Source organism: Streptomyces sp. NPDC087310 (assembly GCF_044744405.1).
Taxonomy (GTDB): Bacteria; Actinomycetota; Actinomycetes; order Streptomycetales; family Streptomycetaceae; genus Streptomyces.
On sequence record NZ_JBIUYF010000006.1, the window covers coordinates 142,806 to 163,909 of the forward strand.

Annotated in this window: 14 protein-coding genes; 6 read left to right on the forward strand and 8 right to left on the reverse strand. The window is 74.3% G+C overall.

Going from position 1 to position 21,104, the window contains the following annotated elements; genetic code table 11:
• The first annotated feature begins 65 nt into the window (after positions 1 to 65).
• Both ACIO3P_RS23555 and ACIO3P_RS23560 read left to right on the forward strand, forming a co-directional pair.
• A complete protein-coding gene (locus ACIO3P_RS23555; RefSeq protein ID WP_329823151.1) occupies positions 66 to 1,232 on the forward strand; it encodes an exonuclease SbcCD subunit D in 1,167 nt (388 codons plus the stop codon).
• Positions 1,229 to 4,312 carry an AAA family ATPase gene (locus ACIO3P_RS23560; RefSeq protein ID WP_401852010.1) on the forward strand — a complete coding sequence of 1,028 codons (3,084 nt, stop codon included), beginning with the start codon at positions 1,229 to 1,231 and terminating at the stop codon, positions 4,310 to 4,312. Before ACIO3P_RS23555 ends, ACIO3P_RS23560 begins: the two co-directional genes overlap by 4 nt.
• Before the next feature lie 18 nt (positions 4,313 to 4,330).
• Here ACIO3P_RS23560 and ACIO3P_RS23565 read toward each other — a convergent pair whose 3' ends face one another.
• Positions 4,331 to 5,551: an MFS transporter gene (locus ACIO3P_RS23565; protein WP_401852013.1), complete on the reverse strand. Its 1,221-nt coding sequence runs from the start codon at positions 5,549 to 5,551 to the stop codon at positions 4,331 to 4,333.
• Between the two features lie 117 nt (positions 5,552 to 5,668).
• On the opposite strand from ACIO3P_RS23565, the gene ACIO3P_RS23570 reads away from it, so the two are divergent.
• Positions 5,669 to 6,640, forward strand: a complete 972-nt coding sequence (locus ACIO3P_RS23570) for an ArsR/SmtB family transcription factor (protein WP_401852015.1) — start codon at positions 5,669 to 5,671, stop codon at positions 6,638 to 6,640.
• 133 nt (positions 6,641 to 6,773) lie between these two features.
• Here the strand turns inward: ACIO3P_RS23570 and ACIO3P_RS23575 are convergent, their stop codons facing one another.
• Positions 6,774 to 7,661: an ATP-grasp domain-containing protein gene (locus tag ACIO3P_RS23575; protein WP_329823147.1), complete on the reverse strand. Its 888-nt coding sequence runs from the start codon at positions 7,659 to 7,661 to the stop codon at positions 6,774 to 6,776.
• Positions 7,662 to 7,749: 88 nt separating this feature from the next.
• Between ACIO3P_RS23575 and ACIO3P_RS23580 the strand changes: the two genes are divergently transcribed.
• Positions 7,750 to 8,154: a GNAT family N-acetyltransferase gene (locus ACIO3P_RS23580; RefSeq protein WP_329823146.1), complete on the forward strand. Its 405-nt coding sequence runs from the start codon at positions 7,750 to 7,752 to the stop codon at positions 8,152 to 8,154.
• Positions 8,155 to 8,184: 30 nt separating this feature from the next.
• On the opposite strand, the gene ACIO3P_RS23585 is transcribed toward ACIO3P_RS23580, so the two are convergent.
• The 5 genes from ACIO3P_RS23585 to ACIO3P_RS23605 form a co-directional block, all read right to left on the reverse strand.
• Entirely contained in the window at positions 8,185 to 9,867 is a 1,683-nt protein-coding gene (locus tag ACIO3P_RS23585; protein WP_329823145.1) for a DUF885 domain-containing protein, read from the reverse strand.
• A gap of 281 nt (positions 9,868 to 10,148) precedes the next feature.
• Positions 10,149 to 11,576 (reverse strand): GNAT family N-acetyltransferase, encoded by a 1,428-nt coding sequence (locus ACIO3P_RS23590; protein ID WP_401852019.1) that lies wholly within the window; start codon positions 11,574 to 11,576, stop codon positions 10,149 to 10,151.
• Positions 11,577 to 11,607: 31 nt separating this feature from the next.
• Entirely contained in the window at positions 11,608 to 14,487 is a 2,880-nt protein-coding gene (locus tag ACIO3P_RS23595) for a DUF6493 family protein (RefSeq protein WP_401852022.1), read from the reverse strand.
• Positions 14,484 to 15,899, reverse strand: coding sequence for an SWIM zinc finger family protein (locus ACIO3P_RS23600; RefSeq protein ID WP_401852025.1), 1,416 nt, complete (start codon positions 15,897 to 15,899; stop codon positions 14,484 to 14,486). Before ACIO3P_RS23600 ends, ACIO3P_RS23595 begins: the two co-directional genes overlap by 4 nt.
• A 112-nt stretch (positions 15,900 to 16,011) precedes the next feature.
• Positions 16,012 to 17,631 (reverse strand): alkaline phosphatase D family protein, encoded by a 1,620-nt coding sequence (locus ACIO3P_RS23605; RefSeq protein WP_401852028.1) that lies wholly within the window; start codon positions 17,629 to 17,631, stop codon positions 16,012 to 16,014.
• A gap of 252 nt (positions 17,632 to 17,883) precedes the next feature.
• Here ACIO3P_RS23605 and sigJ point away from each other — a divergent pair, with 252 nt between their 5' ends.
• A complete protein-coding gene (gene sigJ, locus ACIO3P_RS23610; RefSeq protein WP_329823140.1) occupies positions 17,884 to 18,780 on the forward strand; it encodes an RNA polymerase sigma factor SigJ in 897 nt (298 codons plus the stop codon).
• 202 nt (positions 18,781 to 18,982) lie between these two features.
• Positions 18,983 to 19,756, forward strand: a complete 774-nt coding sequence (locus ACIO3P_RS23615) for a GntR family transcriptional regulator (RefSeq protein WP_329823139.1) — start codon at positions 18,983 to 18,985, stop codon at positions 19,754 to 19,756.
• A 97-nt stretch (positions 19,757 to 19,853) separates the two neighbouring features.
• On the opposite strand, the gene ACIO3P_RS23620 is transcribed toward ACIO3P_RS23615, so the two are convergent.
• The gene (locus ACIO3P_RS23620) at positions 19,854 to 21,011 is read right to left on the reverse strand and encodes an ROK family transcriptional regulator (RefSeq protein ID WP_329823138.1); all 1,158 of its coding nucleotides are present in this window, start codon (positions 21,009 to 21,011) and stop codon (positions 19,854 to 19,856) included.
• Positions 21,012 to 21,104: the final 93 nt, after the last annotated feature.

Consider the following 21,104-nt stretch of genomic DNA (forward strand, 5'->3'; position numbering starts at 1 on the left):
GAACGAGACGAACCGTGCGAACGGAATGAACGGCGCGAAATGCGTGAACGGGAGGAAGACCTCACTTGAGGATTCTGCACACGTCGGACTGGCATCTCGGACGGTCCTTCCACCGCGTGAGCCTGCTCGACGCCCAGGCCGCTTTCCTCGACCACCTCGTGGCGACGGTCCGTGCCCATGACGTCGACGCGGTCCTCGTCGCCGGTGACGTCTACGACCGGGCCGTACCGCCGCTCGCCGCCGTGGAGCTGTTCGACCGCGCGCTGCACCGCCTCGCCGAGGCCGGGGTGCCGACCGTCATGATCTCCGGCAACCACGACTCGGCCCGCAGGCTCGGGGTCGGCGCCGGACTCATCGAGCGCGCGGGCATCCATCTGCGGACCGACCCGGCGGGCTGCGCCACCCCCGTCCTGCTCACGGACGCCCACGGCGAGGTGGCCTTCTACGGGCTGCCGTATCTCGAACCGGCCCTGGTGCGCGCGGAGTTCAAGGCACCGAAGGCCGGGCACGAGGCGGTGCTCGGCGCCGCGATGGAGCGCGTACGGGCCGACCTCGCCGCCCGTCCGTCCGGCACCCGCTCCGTCGTCCTCGCGCACGCCTTCGTCGTCGGCGGCGCGCCCAGCGACAGCGAGCGGGACATCACCGTCGGAGGGGTGGCCGCCGTGCCCGCCGGGGTCTTCGACGGCGTCGACTATGTCGCGCTCGGGCACCTCCACGGCTCCCAGACCCTCACCGAGCGCGTCCGCTACGCGGGCTCGCCCCTCGCCTACTCCTTCTCCGAGACCACGCACCGCAAGACGATGTGGCTGGTGGATCTCGGGCCCGCGGGGGAGATCGAGGCCCGGCGGATCGACTGCCCGGTACCGCGCGCCCTCGCCCGGATCCGCGGGACCCTCGACGGGCTGCTCGGCGATCCCGCCCTCGACCGGCACGAGGAGTCCTGGGTGGAGGCGACCCTCACCGACCCGGTACGCCCGGCCGAACCCATGGCGCGGCTCGCCGCGCGCTTCCCGTACACGCTCAGCCTCGTCTTCGACCCCGAGCGGCCGGCCGGCGACCCGCTCGCCTCCTACGGCAGGCGCCTCGCGGGCCGTACCGACCAGCAGATCGCCGAGGACTTCGTGGCGCACGTACGCGGTGGGTCGGGACCGGACGGGCCGGAACGCACCGTGCTGCGCGACGCGTTCGACGACGTACGGGTCGACGCGACGGTACGCGAGGTGGCCCCGTGAGACTGCACCGGCTGACCCTCACCGCCTTCGGCCCCTTCGCCACCACCCAGGAGATCGACTTCGACGCCCTCTCCGGCGCCGGGCTCTTCCTGCTGCACGGGCCGACCGGCGCAGGGAAGACGTCCGTGCTGGACGCGGTCTGCTACGCGCTGTACGGGGCCGTACCGGGCGCCCGGCAGAGCCCCGGCACCATCCTGCGCAGCGATCACGCGCCCTCCGGGACAGTCACCGAGGTCGTCCTCGAACTGACCGTCGCCGGGCGGCGGTTGGAGGTCACACGGCGGCCCGCCCAGCTCCGCCCCAAGAAGCGCGTCAAGGGGTTCACCACCGAGAAGGCGCAGAGCTGGCTGCGGGAGTACGCCCCTGACAGCGGCGCTGACAGCGGTGGATGGCGGGCGCTGAGCCGGTCCCACCAGGAGATCGGGGAGGAGATCAGCCAGCTCCTCGGCATGAGCCGCGAACAGTTCTGCCAGGTCGTGCTCCTGCCCCAGGGCGACTTCGCCCGCTTCCTGCGCGCCGACGCCGAGGCGCGCGGCAGACTCCTCGGCACCCTCTTCGACACCCGCAGGTTCGCCGCGGTCGAGGAACGCCTGGCCGAACTGCGGCGTGCCGCCGAGCACCGGGTGCGTGCGGGCGACGACCGGCTCCTCGGCATCGCGCAGCGCATCGCCCAGGCGGCGGTGGGGAGTTCGGCCGCGACCGGGGGCGCGGAGGTGCCGGGGCCACCTGACCGGCAGCCCGGTGACGCGGGGCTCGCCCCGGCCGTGCTCGCCTGGGCGGCCCTCGTACGCGGCGACGCCCACGAGCGGGCCGACATCGCCGCGTCGGCCCTCGCGCAGGCCGAGGAACGGCTCGCGGAGGCCCGGGGCGTACGGGACTCCGAGCGTGAACTGGCCCGACTCCAGGAGCGGTTCGCGGACGCCCGGCGGCGCGGGACCGCCCTCGAAGCACGCCGCCCCGAGTACGAGCGGACCCGTACGCTGCTGGAGCGCGACCGCAAGGCGGAGCTGGTCGCCCCTGCGCTCGCCCTGCGCGACGAGGCGGAAGAGGCCCACGACGCCGCGTCCGCCGCGCACGAGCGCACCCGGAAGCTGCTGCCCCCCGAACTCACCGACGCCGGAGCCGAACAACTCGCCGCCCTGGAAGGCTCCGTACGCCAGGAACTCGGCGCGCTCGACGCGGCCCGGCGCGCGGAGCGCCGCAGCGCGGAGATCACCGTCGAACGCGCCGAACTGGACCGGCAGGCACGCGCCGACGACGACATCCTCCAGGAGACGGCCGGCTGGCTGGCGGGCTGGGAGCCCCAACGCCGCGCCCTGCTCGGCCGCGTGGAGGGGGCCCTGGAGGCGGCGACCCGCGCCGAGCAACTCGCCGGGCAGCTCGAACCGGCCGGACGGCGGCTGGCCGCGGCCCGGCGGCGGGACACGCTCGAAGGGACGGTACGGGAGGCGGAGCAGCGGCTCCTGGCCGCGGGCACGCGCGTCAACACCGCCCACGAGAACTGGCTCGACCTGCGGGAACGACGGCTGAAGGGCATCGCCGCCGAACTGGCCGCGCGCCTCGCGGAAGGCGCCCCCTGCGAGGTCTGCGGCTCCGCCGACCACCCCGCGCCCGCGCGTCCCACGGGCGACCAGGTCGATCCGGCGGCGGAGGACGCGGCCCTGACGGAGTATCAGCGGTGCGGCGAGATCCAGGAGGAGGCGGACCGCGCGTACACGACGCTCCGGGAGCAGTACGCGACGGCCCGCACCCAGGCGGCCGAGCCGCCCCAGGACACCGACACCGGCCCCCGCGCAGCGGACCCGACGGACCCCACCGTCGACGAACTCGCCGCGCTCACCGAACGGTTGGACCGCGAACACACCGCGGCGCGCCGTGCCGCCGCCGGGGCGCACGCGGCGCGGGAGTCCCTGGCACGGGCCGAGCGAGAGTACGAGGGCCGGGTCACCGCGCAGCGGCAGGCCGAACGCCGCGCCGCCGCCCGGACCTCGCGGCGCGAGGCGCTGGAGCGCGAACAGGGCGCGCTGCACGCCGAGTTGAGCCGCGCCAGGGGAGCCGCCGCGAGCGTCGCCGACCGCGTGGCCGAACTGGCGGACCGGGCCCGGTGGCTCGCCGAGGCGGCCGAGACCGCACGCGTCGCGGACGCCACCGCGCTGCGTCTCAAGGAAGCCGACGGGAGCCTCGCGGGCGCCGCCTTCCGGGCCGGCTTCGACACCCCGGGCGCCGCCGCCCAGGCCCTGCTCGGCGCCGCCGACCGGCGCGCGTTCCAGCACCGTATCGACGACTGGCAGGCCGAGGCCGCCGCGGTCGCCGACCGGCTCGCGGAACCGGCCACCCGGGACGCCGCCGCGGCCCCGCCCGCCGACCCGGACGCCGCGCAGTCCGCCCACGACACCGCCGAACGCGCCCTGCGCGCCGCCGCGGCCCGGTCCGCCGCCGCACGGGAGAGCCGGGACCAGCTCGCCGGGCTCTCGCGGCGGGCCGAGGACGAGGTGCGCGGGCTCGGCCCCGTACGCGAGGAGTACGACCGGGTGGCCCGCCTCGCCGGGCTCACCGCGGGCACCTCCGCCGACAACGAACGCCGGATGCGCCTGGAGTCGTACGTCCTGGCGGCCCGTCTCGAACAGGTCGCGGCAGCCGCCACCGTACGCCTCCAGCGCATGTCCTCCGGCCGCTACGCCCTGTCGCACACCGACGCCCGCGCGGGCGGACAGCGCCGGTCCGGGCTCGGGCTCCAGGTCATCGACGCCTGGACCGGAAGCGCCCGCGACACCGCGACGCTCTCCGGCGGCGAGACGTTCTTCGCCTCCCTCGCGCTCGCGCTCGGCCTCGCGGACGTCGTCACCGACGAGGCCGGCGGCGTGCGGCTGGACACCCTCTTCATCGACGAGGGCTTCGGCAGCCTGGACGACCAGACACTGGACGAGGTGCTGGACGTACTCGACTCCCTGCGGGAACGGGACCGCAGCGTCGGCATCGTCAGCCATGTCGCGGACCTGCGCCGCCGTATCCCCACCCAACTGGAGATCGTCAAGGAGCGGCACGGATCCGCGGTACGGCAGCGCGTCGCGGGGGAGTGAGCCGCCTCCGGGGCGGTGTCACGGCGACGGGGTTTCCGTACGGGGTGCCCGCGCCCGCCCTGGTGTACCGTCGTCGGCCGCCGGGTCCTGCCGCAGGCCGCGCGCCAGGGTCAGGGTGACGGTGGCGGAGAGCACCGCCATGACGGCGGGCGCCGTCGCCGTTGAGGTGAGCTGGGCGACGCCGCCCGCCAGCGCCGCGCCCACCCCCTGCATCGTGAGCATCCCCGAGGTGTGCAACCCGAGGGCGTGGCCGCTCAGTTCACCCGGGGTCAGGGACATCAGCCGCTCCTGGAGGACCAGGCTCGCGGCGAACCCCACCGAGGCCAGGGCCACGGCCGCCACCACGAGCGGCAGCGCGGGACGCAGGGCGAGCAGCGGATACGGCAGGGCCAGCAGCAGAAGCAGCGGTACGCCGATCCGCCCCCGCCATCGCGCCGGCACGAACCGGCCCACCGCGACGTCCCCGGCGAGCATGCCGCAGGCGGCACAGGCGAAGAGGAGCCCCGCGTACCGGGGCGCGTAGGCGACGAAGAGCGATTCACAGCCGACGATCAGCCCGTTGGGAATCCAGAGCGCGAGATAGACGGAGCGGCGGGAACGCGAGGACCACAGAAGGGCGTTGGTCCGCCAGGTCTCGGCGGCCGAGGCGCGCCCGGTGGCACGCGGTGGCCGGCCGCTGAGACCGAGGCGGGCGACGATCGCGGTGGCCAGATGGAGGGCGGCGCCCGCGAGCAGCGTGCCGCGCGGTGACAGGACGGTCACCAGCACACCGCCGACCGCGTATCCGCCGATCTGCGCCGCGCCCGCGCACATGTTGAGCACGGAGCGCCCGAGCAGATAGCCGTCCCGCTCCAGGATCTCGTTGAGCAGCCCGTACCGCACCCCGCCGACCGGCGAGGCGACCGTACCCAGGAGGAACAGCACCGCGAAGGAGGCCCACACCGGCAGCCCGGGGACGGCCAGAACGGCGGTGCCGAGGCCGAACAGCAGCGACGTCCCGGCCAGCGTGGCGCGCGGCGGCAGCCGATCGGACGCCGAGAGCAGGGTGGTCGCGCCGAGCACCTGGGCGAGGGACGGCCCGAACATGGCGAGGGCGGAGAGCAGGGGAGAACCGGTCGCCGAGTAGATCAGGGTGCCCAGTGCCGGCCCGCTCACGGTCTGGGCGGCCACGTGCCCGGCGGAGGTGAGGAACAGCGGGGTGAACTCCGGTGTGCGGAAGAGGTCGTGGTACGTACGCATGACCGGAGTGTCGAGGGGCCGCGGCCGGGTCGTTACCCTTTCGCGCTGAGGCGAAAGGTGGGCCGGTGAAGCATGGGCTGTTGAAACATGGGCTGTTGAAACATGGGGTGGTGAGGCATGGGGTGGTGGCAGGTCAGCGCGGACACCCTCGCGAGCAGCCGTTTCGTCGTCTCCCCTCTCGCCGAGACGATCGCGAGCCTGAAAACCCTGGAGCGGGGTACGGCCGCACACCCGGGTGAGCGCGCCTGGCTCGACCTCCACCTGCCCGCCTACCGCCGGCGCCAGGCGGCCGACCCGGTCACCGCACTGCTCGTCCGGGCCGCGCTGGGGCGTCACTGGAACGCGGACTACCTCACCCCCACCCCGACCGGCGACGGCGACCAGCCGTTCGATGACGAGCTCACCCGAGTACGGGAGACACCCGCCGCGGCCGTCCGCGCCGATCTGACCGTCTCGCTGAACGGCCCGCTCCCCGCCCTGCTGCACCGCTCCGACCTGCCGGAACGCACCGCCGAGGCGCTGACGTGGGTGTGGGCGCGCACCGTGCTGCCCACCTGGCCCCGGCGCCGCCGGATCATCGAGGCGGACATCGTCGCGCGCACCGCCCGGCTCGGCCGGAGCGGCTGGGTCACGGCCCTGGAGGACATGCGCCCCGGGCTGCGCTGGCTCGGGCGGAGCCGCCTCCAGATCAACACGAGGGACTACCCGCCGAGAGAACTCACCGGGGCGCGCCTGATGTTCGTCCCCGTGACACCGGTCAACGGATGGGTCTCCTGGGACGCGCCGCACCGTTACGCCGTGGTCTACCCCTGCTCCGGCGTGCTGGCCGAACCGGACCGTACGCCCGTCCCCGAGAGCCTCGGCGTGCTGCTCGGATCCGCGCGGGCGGGCGTCCTCGTCCTGCTCGACACCCCGAAGAGCACCACCCACCTGGTGGCGCTGACCGGCCAGGGCCTCGGCTCGGTGGGCCGCCATCTCAAGGTGCTGCTCGACGCCGGGCTGATACGGCGGCGACGCGCCGGGCGGTCCGTGCTCTACTCCCGGACCGACGCGGGCGAGGTCCTGGTCAACGCCCGCGGGGAGGGCTGAGACGGCGGACGGGAGCGCCCCGGCCCCGCCAGGCGCCCTGCCCGGCGCACCGAAAACCACATGACAGCCGCTCCCGGCCCGGCCACCATGGGCGCCCATGCCCGCACGTGAACCGCCCCACCCCGTAGGCGCGTCAGTCGGTGGCGCCGGCCTCCGCCAGCGCCGCGAACAGCTCCCTCAGGTCCGCCCCGGCCGGCGCCCCGCTCACCTGCCCGTCGCCCACCTCCACCACCCGCCAGACACCGTCCTCCCGCAGCGCCAGATCCGTCGTCAGGAAACGGCAGCCGAGGGCCCGTACGGCCGCCGCCACCGCGTCCAGCGCCCGACCAGGCTCCCGTTCCGGCAGCTTGCCGGGGGTGTCCGGATGGGCGGTGGTCAGCACCGGCTCCCCGTCCACCCACCACACGCGCACCTCACCGCCCGGCACGAACGGTTCGTACGCGCGCAGCACCACCCCACCGGCGAGGGAGTCCTCCTGGAGCGCCAGGAAGCGGTCCACCACCGCCATGAGCCGTGTGTGGTCGGTGAGTTCGGGGATGAAGCAGGCTTCGTCCCACTGGTCCTTCCGGGACTTCACATAGTCCTTGACGATTCCGGGCCCCGGGCCGAGGGGCGCCGCGAGCGCGGCCAGCTCCGCCCGCGACAGGGGTGTGCCCGGTGCGTGCTCCCGCCAGACGCTCCGCGGCGTGACGTCGGCGAACTCCTCGTACCAGCCGGGGAGTTCATGCGCGCGACGGTACGAACCGGCATCGGTCAGCAGTCGGCAGCCCCGTACGTCCATGCCGCGCGCCAGTTCCTCGTAGGACGCGGCGGGCATCATCCACCCCCGGTACCAGTACGGTCCCGAACCGCGCCGTACCCCCGCCAGCGCGCCCGCCGTGTCCCCGGAGAGCAACGCTTCATGGCCGAGGAGCGCGAACTCCGAGTCCGGGGACCTCGCGAGAGCCGCCTCCGCGGCGAACACGGGATCGGTTCGGACCGCCCGCAGCGGATCGGCGCAGAACAGGAATCCGGCTTCCATCGCATCCCCCAGACCTTTCACAGCAGGTGAGTTTCGCGCCCCGTGACGCTCGCGCCCTGTGACGTCCGCGCCTTCGGCAGGAGAGAACATGTCCACGACCACCACACTCGACATCCGCCCCGCCCTCTCGGACGACGAGCTGAACGAACTCTTCGCCGCCTCGTGGCCCGGCCACGGTACGACGTCCTTCGCACCCGTCCTCGAACGCAGCCTGGTCTGGGTGGCGGCCCGGCGCGCCGGGCGGCTCGTCGGTTATGTCAATGTCGCCGGTGACGGCGGTGTGCACGCCTTCATCCTCGACACCACCGTCCACCCGGACCAGCGCCACCAGGGCCTCGGCCGCCGGCTCGTACGGACCGCGGCGGCCGAGGCGTGCGCGCGGGGCGCGCACTGGCTCCATGTCGACTACGAGCCGGGGCTGGCGCCGTTCTACACGAGCTGCGGTTTCCGGCCGACCGAGGCCGGGCTCATGCCGCTCGTACCACACGACTGAGCCCGCCCGCCCCCGCCGTACGGAAGGAGGTCAGAGCTTCGACAGCTCGTCCACCAGGTCGTCCAGCCCCAGCGAGCCCTGCGACAGGGCCGCCATGTGCCACGCCTTCGCGTCGAACGCGTCGCCGTGCGCCTTGCGCGCGTTCTCCCGCCCCAGCAGCCAGGCGCGTTCGCCCAGCTTGTAGCCGATGGCCTGGCCCGGCATGGACAGATAGCGGGTCAGCTCGCTGCTGACGAAGTCCGCGGGACGGCCGCTGTGGCTCCCGAAGAACTCCTCCGCCAGCTCGGGTGTCCAGCGCTCGCCCGGGTGGAACGGGGACTCCGCCGGGATCTCCAGCTCCAGATGCATGCCGATGTCCACGATGACCCGGCAGGCGCGCATCATCTGCGCGTCCAGATAGCCGAGTCGGCGCTCCGCGTCCGGCAGGAAGCCCAGCTCGTCCATGAGGCGTTCCGCGTAGAGCGCCCAGCCCTCGGAGTTGGCGCTGACCTGCCCCACCGACGCCTGGTAGCGGGAGAGCTGGTCCGAGACGTGCGTCCACTGCGCGATCTGGAGATGGTGGCCGGGGACACCCTCGTGGTACCAGGTGGACACCAGGTCGTACACCGGGAAGCGGGTCTCGCCCATGGTCGGCAGCCAGGTGCGGCCGGGGCGCGAGAAGTCCTCGGAGGGGCCGGTGTAGTACGGGGCGGCCGCGCCGCCGGGCGGGGCGATCCGGGACTCCACGCGCCGTACCCGCTGGGCGAGTTCGAAGTGCGTGCCGTCCAGCGCGTCGATGGCCTCGTCCATCAGCTTCTGGAGCCAGGTCCGCACCTCGTCGACGCCCTCGATGTGCGCGCCGTGCACGTCGAGATGGGCCAGCGCCTCCCAGGGGCCCGCGCCCGGCAGGATCTTCCCCGCCTCGTCCCGCATCTCGGCGAGCAGCCGGTGGTACTCCGACCAGCCGTACGCGTACGCCTCGTCCAGATCCAGGTCCGTACCGTTGTAGTAGCGCGCCCAGCGGGCGTAGCGCTCCCGGCCCACGGTGTCGGGCGCGTCCTCGACGGCGGGGGCGTACACGTCGCGCATCCAGTCGCGCAGCTCCGCCACCGCGCCGGTCGCCGTACGGGCGGCGGCGTCCAGTTCCGTACGGAGCGCGTCGGGTCCCGCCGCGGCGAACTCCTCGAACCAGCCCCGGCCCTCGCCCGCCCACTCGGTGAGCTGCCCGACAAAGGTCGCCGTCGCGCGCGGCCCCGCCGGCAGCTTGCGCTCGATGCCCAGGGCCAGCGACGCGCGGTACCCCTCCAGTGCGGCGGGCACGGCGCGCATCCGCTCGGCGAGCGCCGCCCAGTCCGCCTCGGTCTCGGCCGGGGTCACGCTGAAGATGCCGCGCACGAAGTGCGGGGCGGAGTGGAGGTTGCTGACCTCGCGCAGCCCTTCCTCGGTGTCGTGGACGGCGAGGAAGGCGGTGAGCCGCTCGCGCAGCAGCCGTGCGCAGCGCCGCTCGGCATCGCTGTCCGCGCCCGGCAGCGCCTCGGCCACGTCGAGCCGGGCGAGCGTGTCCCGGGCGAGGTCGGCGCGGGCCTGCTCCCCGGCCGGGGAGTAGTCGGGAAGACGGCGGGAGGACTCCGCCACGCCGAGATAGGTGCCGGTGATCGGGTCGAGTTCGATGAGTGCGTCGACGTAGGCGTCGGCGACCTGGCGGGGCAGCGCGCTGCCGGCTGTGTCTGACATACCGCCATCCTCTCCAACCCGGACCGCCGCGTCACTTCACATGTTCCGGGGCACGGCCGGATTGGCCGATCGGGGGCGCGGGCGCCGCGGGCGGCCGGATGTCACCCGCGGCGCCCGCGGAGGCGGCGGCGGACGCCGTGATCCAGCCTTGTCCGCCGCCGCTCCGCGCACCGGATCCCGGTCCACGGAGCGGCGCCCGCGGCCCGCGGCCGATTTTGGCCGGATCCGTACGCTCCCGCCGCGCTGAACGAGGGCGGGTCGGCCGGGCCGGGCCGTGTGTGTCACGGAGCGGATCGGCCGAACAGCCCGGAGTCCTCGTACGGGGGAAGCGTGCCCAGGGCGGTCGGCTCCAGCCGGGCCGTGATCACGAGCGTGCCCTCGTCGATCTGGTAGTCCAGCGGCAGCCCGAGGTCGCGCATGGCCGCGACCATGCCGGTGTTGGACGCCTGGGTGACCGCGTACACGCTGCCCGAGCGGGCCTCGACGGCGAGCGCGACGAGCCGGCGCAGCAGTTCGGAGCCGATGCCGCGCCGCTGCCAGTCGTCCTCGACGATCAGCGCGACCTCGGTCTCGTCGCCGTCCCAGAGGAGATGGCCGAGGGCGACGAGCCGCCCCGAGGACGTCTGGACGGCGAGCGTCCGTCCGAAGCGCGGGCTGAGCAGATGGTTCAGATAGCGGTCGGCGTCGCCCACCGGGCCGTGGTACCGCAGGTCCAGGGTGCGGGGCGTGCAGCGGCCGTGCATGGCGAGCGCGGCGTCGAGGTCGGCGGTGTCGGCGCGGCGGACGGTGATCTCCTCGCCCTGGGGGAGGGTGTGCACGTCCTGACTGCGGGGGATGCGCGGGCCGAGCCGGGTGTCCAGCTCCACCAGCGCACGGGCGCGGGCGAACTCCGTGGGCGTGAAGGGGAGGTACGGGCGCTCTATCGTGATGCTGCCGCCGTGCGGATCGCGCAGCCGCATCTCCGTACCGTCCTGTCCGTCGATGCCCTCGACGCACGCACCCTCCGGGCCGCTCCCGTCGGCCGCCCGGCCCTCGGTGGATCCGGCCGGCCGGGAGTGGATGGTGCAGCGGCCCAGCAACTGGCGCAGCGCGAGGGGAAGTTCCGCGGCGTCCAGCGCCGTGCGGGTGGCCAGGCCCAGCACCCGGGTCGGGGTGTCCACCAGGTCGTGCGCGTCGGCCCGCTCGATCCAGGTGCTGCTGCCGCCCGCGGCGGAGACCTCACGGGTGAGGTCCTTCGCCTGGAGCGACGCCGGGGCGCGCAGCAGGAACTCGTCGACGGTGCCGTCGGCCAGCGGATGGGTCTGCAGGGTGAGGATGTCCACCCGGTGTGTGGCGAAGGTGACGCACAGCGCGGCCAGGCTCCCCGGCTCGTCCCGTACGGTCGTCCGCATCCGCCAGAGGGTCGTCTCCTCCGGAGCGGACCCGTCCCGTACGTCCGGATCCGCGGCCGGGGCGGCGGGGGGTTCGTCAGTGCCGGACGCCGGTGGGGCGTGCCCGTGCCTCCGTGCCCACCAGGCGTGGAACGTGGCCGTGGCGATCAGCGCCACGGCCGAGGCGACCAGCAGGAACGCGCCGTCGGGTCCGTGCGCGATCAGGTTCGCCAGCGCGTCGGCGACCGCCACCGCCGTGAACAGGGCGGCCAGTTCGACGAGATCCCGCCGCCAGTGGTGGGGGCGGCGGGCACTCTTCGCGGAAGTCACATTGGTCATGACCTCACTCTGACGCAACGGTGTTGCGTGATCACGAACGGTTTGTGACTGATGGGTTAAGGTTGGATCTGTTCCTTTTTGGACCATCTTCGGCCATTTTTGGCGTGGAGTGATCGCTTCCCTGACGGATCGCGGCCAGAAGCCGCGCCGCTTGTGTGATCACCTGCGAGGTGCCCCCGCGTCCGGCGAGTTCCGGCAGCCCCGGTATCTCCTCCGCGCCCCCGCGGCGCTCCACGCAGTCGGCGGCCACGGACAGTATCTCCCCGAGCCCGGGGCGCGCGCTCACGGACCGGGAGGCGCCCGGGGCCACGGACGCCGATGCCACGGACGCCTCCCGGTCCGCAGACTCCCGGTCCGCCGACTCCGGGGCCACGGGGTCCGGGGCCAGCAGGGCGGGCAGGGCCGGCAGCAGTACGGAAGCGACCGTTCCGTACGCACCGGTCGCCGCGGCGGTACGGGCCGCGTCGGCCAGCCGGTTGATCTTGACGTCCCCCGAGATCACCAGCGCGGCCAGCTCCTCGCCCAGCACCGGCCCGGCCAGCTCGCCACGGGCGGCCAGCACCAGCAGCGCGTCCACGGCCGAGAGCCGGTCCTGCGCATGGCGGGCGCCCAGCCCGTACGCCACCCCCCGGTGCAGGCACCGGCCCGCCCGGCCCCCGCCCTCGGCGAGCAGCGGAAGCCACCAGGTCCCGCCCCGCTGATCGTCCCGCGCGCTCGACATCGCCTCGGTGAGCAGCCGGGCGGCAAGGGCCTCCCGGTCCTGGGGCAGCACGGCCGTCCAGTGGGCGTCCCGCAACCCGTCCCAGTGGTAGCAGCGCGGCACCGCCCGGGCCCCAGGGTGGCCCAGCCACGCGAACGCCACGGGGAACTCCCGCCGCACCGCCAGCAGTTCCGCCCGCTCGGTCTTCTCCTGCTTCTCCTTCTCCTTCCGCCAGGGGCGCAGGCCCGCCGCGAACGCCGCCGCCTTCCCGGTCAGCGCCTGCGCCGGCCACGCGGCGGCCACGGCGTCCCCGGCCCGCGCCGGCCGGGGAGGCTCCGCCATCGGCCGCAGCGCCGGTACGGGGGCGCCGTCCGCCGTGAGCCAGGCGGCGAGCCGGTCCCCCTCCGGAGTGCCGAGCGCCGCCGCCGCGCCCGCCGTCGCCGGGTCACCGCCCCGGTCCACCCGCAGCAGCGCCTGGGCGAAATCGGCCGGCCCCGGTACGGCGCCGAGCCGCTGGTACTCCCGCAGCCGCTCGACGAGCACATCGGCGTCCAGCGCGCCCGTCTCCCAGGTCGGGGTGGCGAGCAGGAAGGGCGGCGGCGCCGCGTGGACCAGATACGCGGCCTCCCGCAGCCGCGCGTCGATCACCCCGATGAGCGCCGAGTGCGCACAGGACCCCACGGTCTTCTCCCGCGTGTGCGCCTGGAGCGTCCGCGTGGATATCCGGTCGAGCAGCGCGGCGGCCACGACCTCCAGCCGGCAGGCATTCCGGGTGAACCACCGGTCGCGGTTCCCGGGCTCGTTGTCCTCCAGCCACCAGCACCCCGCCAGCGCCGGGCGCAGCGCGCGCACCAGCGCCACCCGGTCCCGGTAGGCGTGCCGGACCAGACCGTCCAACGCCCGCTCGAACGCCGGCATCCCGCCGTCCGGCGAGACGATCAGCGCCGCCACCTCCTCGACCAGTTCGGCCAGATCGACCGGGGCAGGGGCCAGCCGTACCGGCTCCGGGGCGGGCGGCAGGATCTCCTCGTACGGCGCCTCGTCGGCCACCGGAAGCTCCCCGAAGACCTCGCCCGCGCGGGCCCGGTGGACCGGACTCAGCAGCGCCGCCGCCCGCACCACCTCGGAGCGCGGGTCACCGTCCAGCGCGGGAAGATGGCGGGCCACCAGCTTGAGCGCCCGCTCCTGGACACCGGTGTCCTCGTGCCCGAACGCCTCGGCGACCACCGGCAGCAGCTCGCCCGCCGCACCGCGGTCGGCCCGCAGGACCTTGCCCAGCAGCACCAGTTGGGCCCGTACGAGCTTCTTCTCCGGCCGGAACAGCACCGAGGCCGACATGTCCGCGAGGCTCCGCGCGGGCAGCGCGCCCGAGAGCGCGAGCCGGCCCAGCACCCCCTGGGCGTGGCCTGCCACGGCCGACGGCCCGTCCGCGGCCATGCCGATCCAGTCGGCGGTCCGCTCGCGCTCCTCCTCCGCCGTCAGCGTCAGCCGGTGCAGCAGACGCAGGAAGAACGTCAGCTCGCCGGGGCGCCCGCCGCGCAGCAGGCGGGCCACGGCCGCGTCCACGAGCACCCGCCGCTCCACCACCCCCTCCTCGGCCAGGACGGTGAGCACCGAGGGCCAGTGGTGCGGATCGTCCGGATCGTTCTGCCATCCGAGCGGCCCCGGCAGCTCGGCCGTCTCGAACAGCCGCGGCACCATGATCCGTACGTCGGGGTCCGCCCGCAGGGCGGGCAGCAGCCTGCCGTGCGACGGGGTCGCCTCCGCCCAGCCGTGTACGAAGGCGTCCGTGGCCGGCACCTGACACCCCGCCAGCCGGACCATGCCCGCGATCAGCCGGTAGTCCAGCGTGGCCGTCGACGCCCGGCCCGCGAGCCGGTGGGCGACATCGCCCAGCCACCCCGGGTCACGGTCGGCGAGGACATCGAGCAGCAGCCCGTGCGGAAGGGTGAAGCTCTCCCGCAGATCGCGGGCGCCGATCCAGGCCGCCGTGGCCGCGGCGCCCGTCAGACACCCGGCGCCCGCCACCACCAGCGCGCACCCGATGCTCCGCCGTTCGCGCCACCGGCCCCACTCCCAGCCGCGCAGCTCCGCGCGGAGCGCCTTCAGCGCGGCCAGCTCCGTCCTGCGCTCCGCCGCCGTCAGCGGCTTCACCAGCCCGGGAACGGCCTCGGCGCGCCCCGCCCGCACCTCGTCGAGCAGCGCGCTCATCGCGCACCGCCCACGGTCGCCACGGCCGCACGGCGCGCCATCCGGACGGCCAGCGCGTGCTTGCACGGCCCCCGGCGCCCCCGGTGATCGGCCCACCACCGGCACGTACAGCTCAGCACACCCCCCGACTCCCGCACCTGATACCGGCGTTCACCCGACGCGACGGAGGCGACGGACGAAGCCGTGGCGGCCGGGGCCGCCGGGGCCGGTCCGTCGTCCAGCGTCACGGCCCCCTCGGCGAGCAGGGCGCGCGCCGCGACCAGCCGGGGGTTGTGCCGCTCCACGCGGCCCGCGTCGTACGGCAGTTCCCGGTGGAAGTACGCCGCGTCCGCGATGTCGTACCCCACCCGGCCCGCCGTGCCCAGCCGGGTCAGCGCCGCCCGTACCCGCTCCACCGGCAGCCCCGACTCCACGGCCAGCTCCGCCGGATCGATGCGCGGCTCCCACGCCAGCAGCACCGACACCAACGCGGCGTCCTCGGCCGCCTCCTCGGTGGCCAGCGCCTCCAGCACCCCGCCCTCCCCGGAGAACCCGCGCGCCGCCTCCGGCGACAGGGTGAGCGTCAGCCGCATCCCCGGCAGCACCGCCTCCCAGGCGCTCGACACCGCCGCGCCGTCCGCCACCGGCGGCCCGTACACCCGCAGCGCCGTCGCGTCCCGGAGCACCCGCTCCAACGACGCGAGCCGCTCGGGGCCCGGCAGACAGACGGCGCCCGGCACCGGCCGCGTCGTCGGCCGCAGCGTCCGCCCCGCGGGCACCACCCACATCGCCCCGCGCGAGGCGTTGCCCCCGCCACGCGGCAGCGAACGCAGGAAGCGCACCGCCTCGGCCCCGGTCAGCTCCGCCCGCAGATCGAAACCGGCTGAGGCCACCTGCGCCTCGGCGAACCCGCGCAGCCAGCGGTCCGGCAGCGGCACCTTCTTCTCCACCACCGACCCGCCGACCGTCGTGACCGCCAGCTCGTCAGGACCCACCCGAAGGTGCAGCGGATCGTCGCCGGCCATCCGGGACAGCGCCTCACGCAGGGGGTTGTTCACATCCACATTGGTCGTGCCATGCCCCGTACCCGCCCCGCCGAGGCCGTCCTCCAGCACATCGAGCCGCGCGTACACCCCGCAGCAGCCGGAGAACGACTCGAAGCGCAGCCGGTCGCCGTTCCCCGTCACCACCGGGTCCAGCGAGCGGCCCGGCACCCGCTGGTAGTACCGTGCCCCCGCCACATCGGCGACGGCCAGCAGGCCGCGCGCCGCGGCCCGTGGCGAGGAGAGGAAGCCGGAGAAGAAGCGCGGGTGCGCCTCGGCGCCGACGGGGGTGAGCCCGCCCGATGTCTCCAGGCCGAGGAGCCGTCCGCCCCGGGTGTGCTCCAGGGCGGACGGACGGGAATAGGCCAGCGCCTGCGTGGATCGCGTCATGGGAAAAACCGTAGACGCGACCACTGACAATCGCCCTGAGCTGGGAAGTCCCCGCTCGCGGACCCGTGGTGACGCCTGTTCTGCGCCGCCTGGTCCGGTGGTGCCGACCGATCTACTGGCCGACCTTGCCCGGCTGGAGGACCTTCGTGAACAGCACCGTGCCGCCCTGCTCCCGCAGCCGGACCGTCAACTCGCCGCTGGCGCCGTCGATGTCGACCTCGCCGAAGAGCGGGGGCGTCTCCATCGGCGAGAGGTTCGAGCCCGTCGGAGCCTTGACGAAGACCCGGTCGGGGCCGAAGGTCCCGTCCAGGGCGCTGGCCGGGAACTGCCCCGCCGCGATGGGGCCCGTGACGAACTCCCAGAAGGGCTCGAAGTCCTTGAAGGCGGCCCGCTCCGGCAGGTAGTGCTGCGCCGAGGTGTGGTGCACGTCCGCCGTCAGCCACAGCGTGCCGGTGATCCGCCGGTGCTTGATGTACCGCAGCAGGTCGGCGATCTGCAGCTCGCGGCCGAGCGGCGCGCCCGGGTCGCCCTGCGCGATCGCCTCGATGTTCGCCGTACCGTCCGGCACGACCAGACCGAGCGGCATGTCGGCGGCGATGACCTTCCACACCGCGCGCGAGCGGGACAGCTCGCGCTTCAGCCACTGGAGCTGGTCGGCGCCGAGGATGCCCGTGGTGTCGTCGGACTGCCGGCCGGGCGAGTTGGCGTTGCGGAACGTCCGCATGTCGAGGACGAACACATCGAGCAGCGGACCGTGGTTCACCACCCGGTGCACCCGCCGGTCCGTGCCGCGCGCGTGCAGCGTCGAGATGGGGAAGTACTCGCGGAACGCCTGGGACGCGCGGGCGGCCAGCACGTCCACGTTCTTCTCGGTGTAGCGGTCGTCGTCCAGGATCTGGCCCGGGTACCAGTTGTTGCGCACCTCGTGGTCGTCCCACTGGGTGATGGAGGGAACCTCGGAGTTGAAGCGCCGGACGTTGCTGTCCAGCAGGTTGTAGCGGAAGTTGCCCCGGTACTCGGCCAGGGTCTCCGCGACCTTCGCCTTCTCCTCGGTGGTGACGTTGCGCCAGACACGGCCGTCGGGCAGGGTCACGCTCGGCTCGATCACCCCGTCCGCGTAGATGTTGTCGCCGCTGGACAGGAAGAAGTCCGGGGAGAGACGGCGCATCTCCTCGTAGACCGTGAAGCCGCCGAGGTCCGGGTTGATGCCCCAGCCCTGTCCCGCGATGTCGCCCGACCAGACGAAGCGCACGTCCTGCCGGCGTTTCGCGGGGGCCGTACGGAACGTGCCGTACACCGGCTCACCGGTACGGCGCGGGTCGTCCGGGTCCGCGAGCGTCACCCGGTAGTGGACCCGCTCGCCCGCGGGGAGACCGCGCAGCGGGACCGTACCGGTGAAGTCCGTGCCGGCGCCGAGCAGCGGACCGCGGACGAGGTGCGCGCGGCGGAACGATTCGGTGGCGGAGGTCTCCACGATCATCCGGGCGGGCCGGTCCGACCGCACCCACACCAGCCCGGAGGAGGTCGTGATGTCGCCCGCCTGTACGCCCCAGCCGGCGCGCGGCCGGCCCGACAGGGCCTGCGCGGGCACCGTACCGCCCAGTACGGCGGCGCCGGGCAGCGCCAGCGCGGCCGAGGCGGCGAGCGAACCGCGCAGCACACCGCGCCGGCCGGGGTGGCGCGCGGGGTCGGGGGAGGGGGAAGCGGGGGTGTTCTGGTGGCCGTACGGCATCGATGCGTCTCCTGCGCGAGAGGTGACCCTGGTCGAGTGGTGACCGGAGTGTCCTGCCATGCCTAGCGCCCGGCGACGGCCACCGCGCGAACCCCGGGTGAACAACCGTCCGCGCGTACCGGGTCCGCACGCGCACCGTCCCGTACCGGGCCCACGCGCGCACCGTCCCGTACCGCCGGCGACGTCACCCCCGCACCATGCCCTGCGCAAACCGCCTGGACAACGGGGCGTCCCGTCCGGTGGGATGGGCGTGTGGCAGCCGACACCGTGAGTACCGACGCGTTCGAAGCACACCGACCGCTCCTGACGGGGGTCGCGTACCGCATGCTCGGCCGGTACGCAGACGCCGAGGACGTCGTACAGGAGGCGTGGCTGCGCTGGAGCGCCGCCGACCGCGCCGAGGTCCGTGAGCCGCGCGCCTTTCTCGTACGGATCACCACCCGCCTCGCCATCGACCGGCTGCGCCAGGCCCAGACACGGCGCGAGGCGTACGTGGGCCCCTGGCTGCCCGAACCCGTCGTCACCGACTTCGGCCCCACCGTGCCCGACACGGCCGAACGGGCCCTGCTCGCCGACTCCGTCTCCCTCGCCGTCCTGGTCGTCCTCGAATCGCTCTCGCCGCTGGAGCGCGCGGTGTTCGTCCTGCGGGAGGCGTTCGGCTTCCCCTTCGCCGAGATCGCCACCACGCTGGAGCGCAGCGAGTCCGCCGTACGGCAGCTCGCGGGCCGGGCCCGCCGCCACGTCGAGGAGCGCAGGCCCCGCTACGACGTCGACCCGGCCGCACGCCGCGACCTCACCGAGCGGTTCCTCGCGGCGGCCGGCGGCGGCGACCTCAAGGAACTGCTCGCCCTGCTCGCCCCCGACGTCCGGCTGGTCGGCGACAGCGGCGGCAAGGCCAAGGCGCCCCGGCGTGTCGTCGAGGGAGCCGACAAGGTCGGCCGCTTCCTGGCCGCGACCGGGGGCGGTGGCGGTATGTACGACATCACCGTCATCGAGGTCAACGGCGCTCCCGCGGTGCTGTTCAGGGCGGACGGAAAGCTCGACAACGTCCTCCAGTTGGAGATCGCGGACGGCCGGGTGCAGCAGATCCACATCATCCGTAACCCCGACAAGCTCGGTGGTGTCGCCGCGGGAGGGCCCACCCTGTAGGGCGCGGGTGCGATGTCCCGCGCCTGGGGTACGTGGCCACCCGTCCACGCCGGGTAAAAGATCCGTTTCTTTCCGTGACCGCCGGGCCTATTGGTCTTGACCAAGGGGTGGGGTCGTCTTATCGTCGCTTTTTAGTGCAGGAACCTTTAATAAACAAGGGCACGGAAACCCGTCGGCCAGCCGGCGATTGCGGAGGATCAGGGTGGGGACCACGCAGCTCGAAACGGTGCCGGAGCCCAAGTACTGGCATCTCAGGACGGTGCTCGCCGAAGCGCTCGACACCGACTTCGTGGTCGGCGAGGTGCTGCCCAACGAGCGTGAACTCGCCGCCCGTTTCGGTGTCGCCCGCGCCACCCTCCGGCAGGCGCTCGAACAACTGGAGCTGGAAGGCCGCCTCCAGCGCCGCCGCGGCGTCGGTACGACCGTCGCCCCGCCGCGCGTCGGTGTGGACGTCTCCACACCCCGGCACGAATGGCCGGGCGCCGACGAGGACGCCTGGCAGCCGCTCGACTGCGGTACGGCCACGGCGCCCGCCGCGGTCGCCCGGCTCCTGGAGACCGACGACGGCGAACAGGTCCACACCGTCCGCCGGATCCGTGTCACACACGGCCAGTCCGTCGCCGCCGAACTGATCTACGTACCGGTGGCGTCGGTCCCCGACCTGTCGGCCATCGAGGCGCCCTCGGGGCCCGCGCGCGCCCGCGCCGTCCTGCGGGAACTCCAGCACCTCGGACTCGACGCCCAGGAACGCGCGGTGGAGCTGGGCTCGGCGCGCGCCGACGACGCCAAGGAACTGGACCGGCTCCCCGGCGCGCCCGTCCTCGTGGTCACGACGCGCTATGTGGTGGCGGGCCGGATCGCCGCGGTCTCCGTGGCCACGTACCGCGCGGACACCTGCCGGCTCACCTTCGGGGACTCCGGCGACCTGGAGATCAGCGACGAGACGCAGGACCGCCAGGAGCGCAGGGCTTCCTGACACGGACCGGCCAGACGGCCGACCGCCCGGAAGCCCACTGCCCGGACGCCCATCCCGGAAGTCCGCCGCCCGGACGCCCACCTCGGACGCCCACCGCTCAGCGGCGGGCCGTCACCGGCCCCTCCACCGCGAAGAGCTGTTCCTCGACATGGTCGATGGCCAGCCGCAGCGCGCCCGTCGCCACCGCCGCCTCGCCGAGCAGCGAGAGGGCCACGCGCGGCGGGCGCAGACAGTAACGCGCCAACTCGTCGCGGAGCGGGTCCAGTACGCCGTCGAGCCCCGCCGCCCAGCCGCCGATCACCACCAGCTCCGGGTCGAGCGCGAGCACCAGCGCCGCCACGTCGTGCACCAGCCGCAGGATGAACCGCTCGACGGCCTCCCGGGCCCGTGCGTCACCCTGTCTGGCCTCGGCGAAGACCCGGGCCACCGCCTGCTCGTCCAGCGGGTGGAGCGGCTCGTCCGTCGTCGACAGCAGCCGCTCCGGGGTGACCCCGCGCCCCAGCAGATGCAGCGCGCCGATCTCGCCCGCCGCCCCGCCGAACCCGCGGTGCAGCCGCCCACCGATCAGCGCGCCCGCCCCCGGGCTGAGCCCGGCCAGTACGAAGACGATGTCGTCGGTGTCGGTGGCCGCGCCCTTCCACTGCTCGGCCACCGCCGCCGCGTTGGCGTCGTTCTCCACCAGGACCGGGCAACTGAAAGAGCGCCGCAGTCGCTCACCGAGCGCCAGCCCGGTCCACTGGGGCAGCGCCGTACCGAGCCGTACGGTCCCGTCGGCCTCCACGATGCCCGGGCTGCCCACGCCGACCGCCCGCAGGGAGCTGTGCGCCACCCCGGCCCGCCCCAGCACCTCGTCCGCGACGGCTTGGACGCGCGCGAGGCGTTCGTCCGCGTCCGCCTTCTCCGCGACCTCCAGGGCCCCGGCGCCGATGATCCCGCCGTCCAGCCCGGCGACCATCGCCGCCACCCGGTGCGCCCCGATCTCGATGCCCAGCAGATGTCCGGCCTCGGCCCGGAACCGGAACCGCCGGGCCGGGCGGCCCTGTTTACGGGTCTCGCCCTCCTCCGGCGCCGACTCGGCGGCCAGCCCGGTCTCGATCAGCCCCTCCACCACGCCCTCGACCGTCGGCCGGGACAGGCCGGTGATCCGGGTGATGTCGGTGAGGGTGAGCGAGCCCGAGTCGCGCAGGGCGTGCAGGACGACCGCGGAGTTGATCCTCCGCAGCAGGGACGGGTCTCCGCCGGTCAGCCGCCCCACGGTAGTCCTCCAGCTCGTGCGCGTGTGAGGCGGATCGTACTCGGTGCCCGACGGCGCGGCGAGGGGCGCGTACCGGCCGCGGGCGGGCGGAGC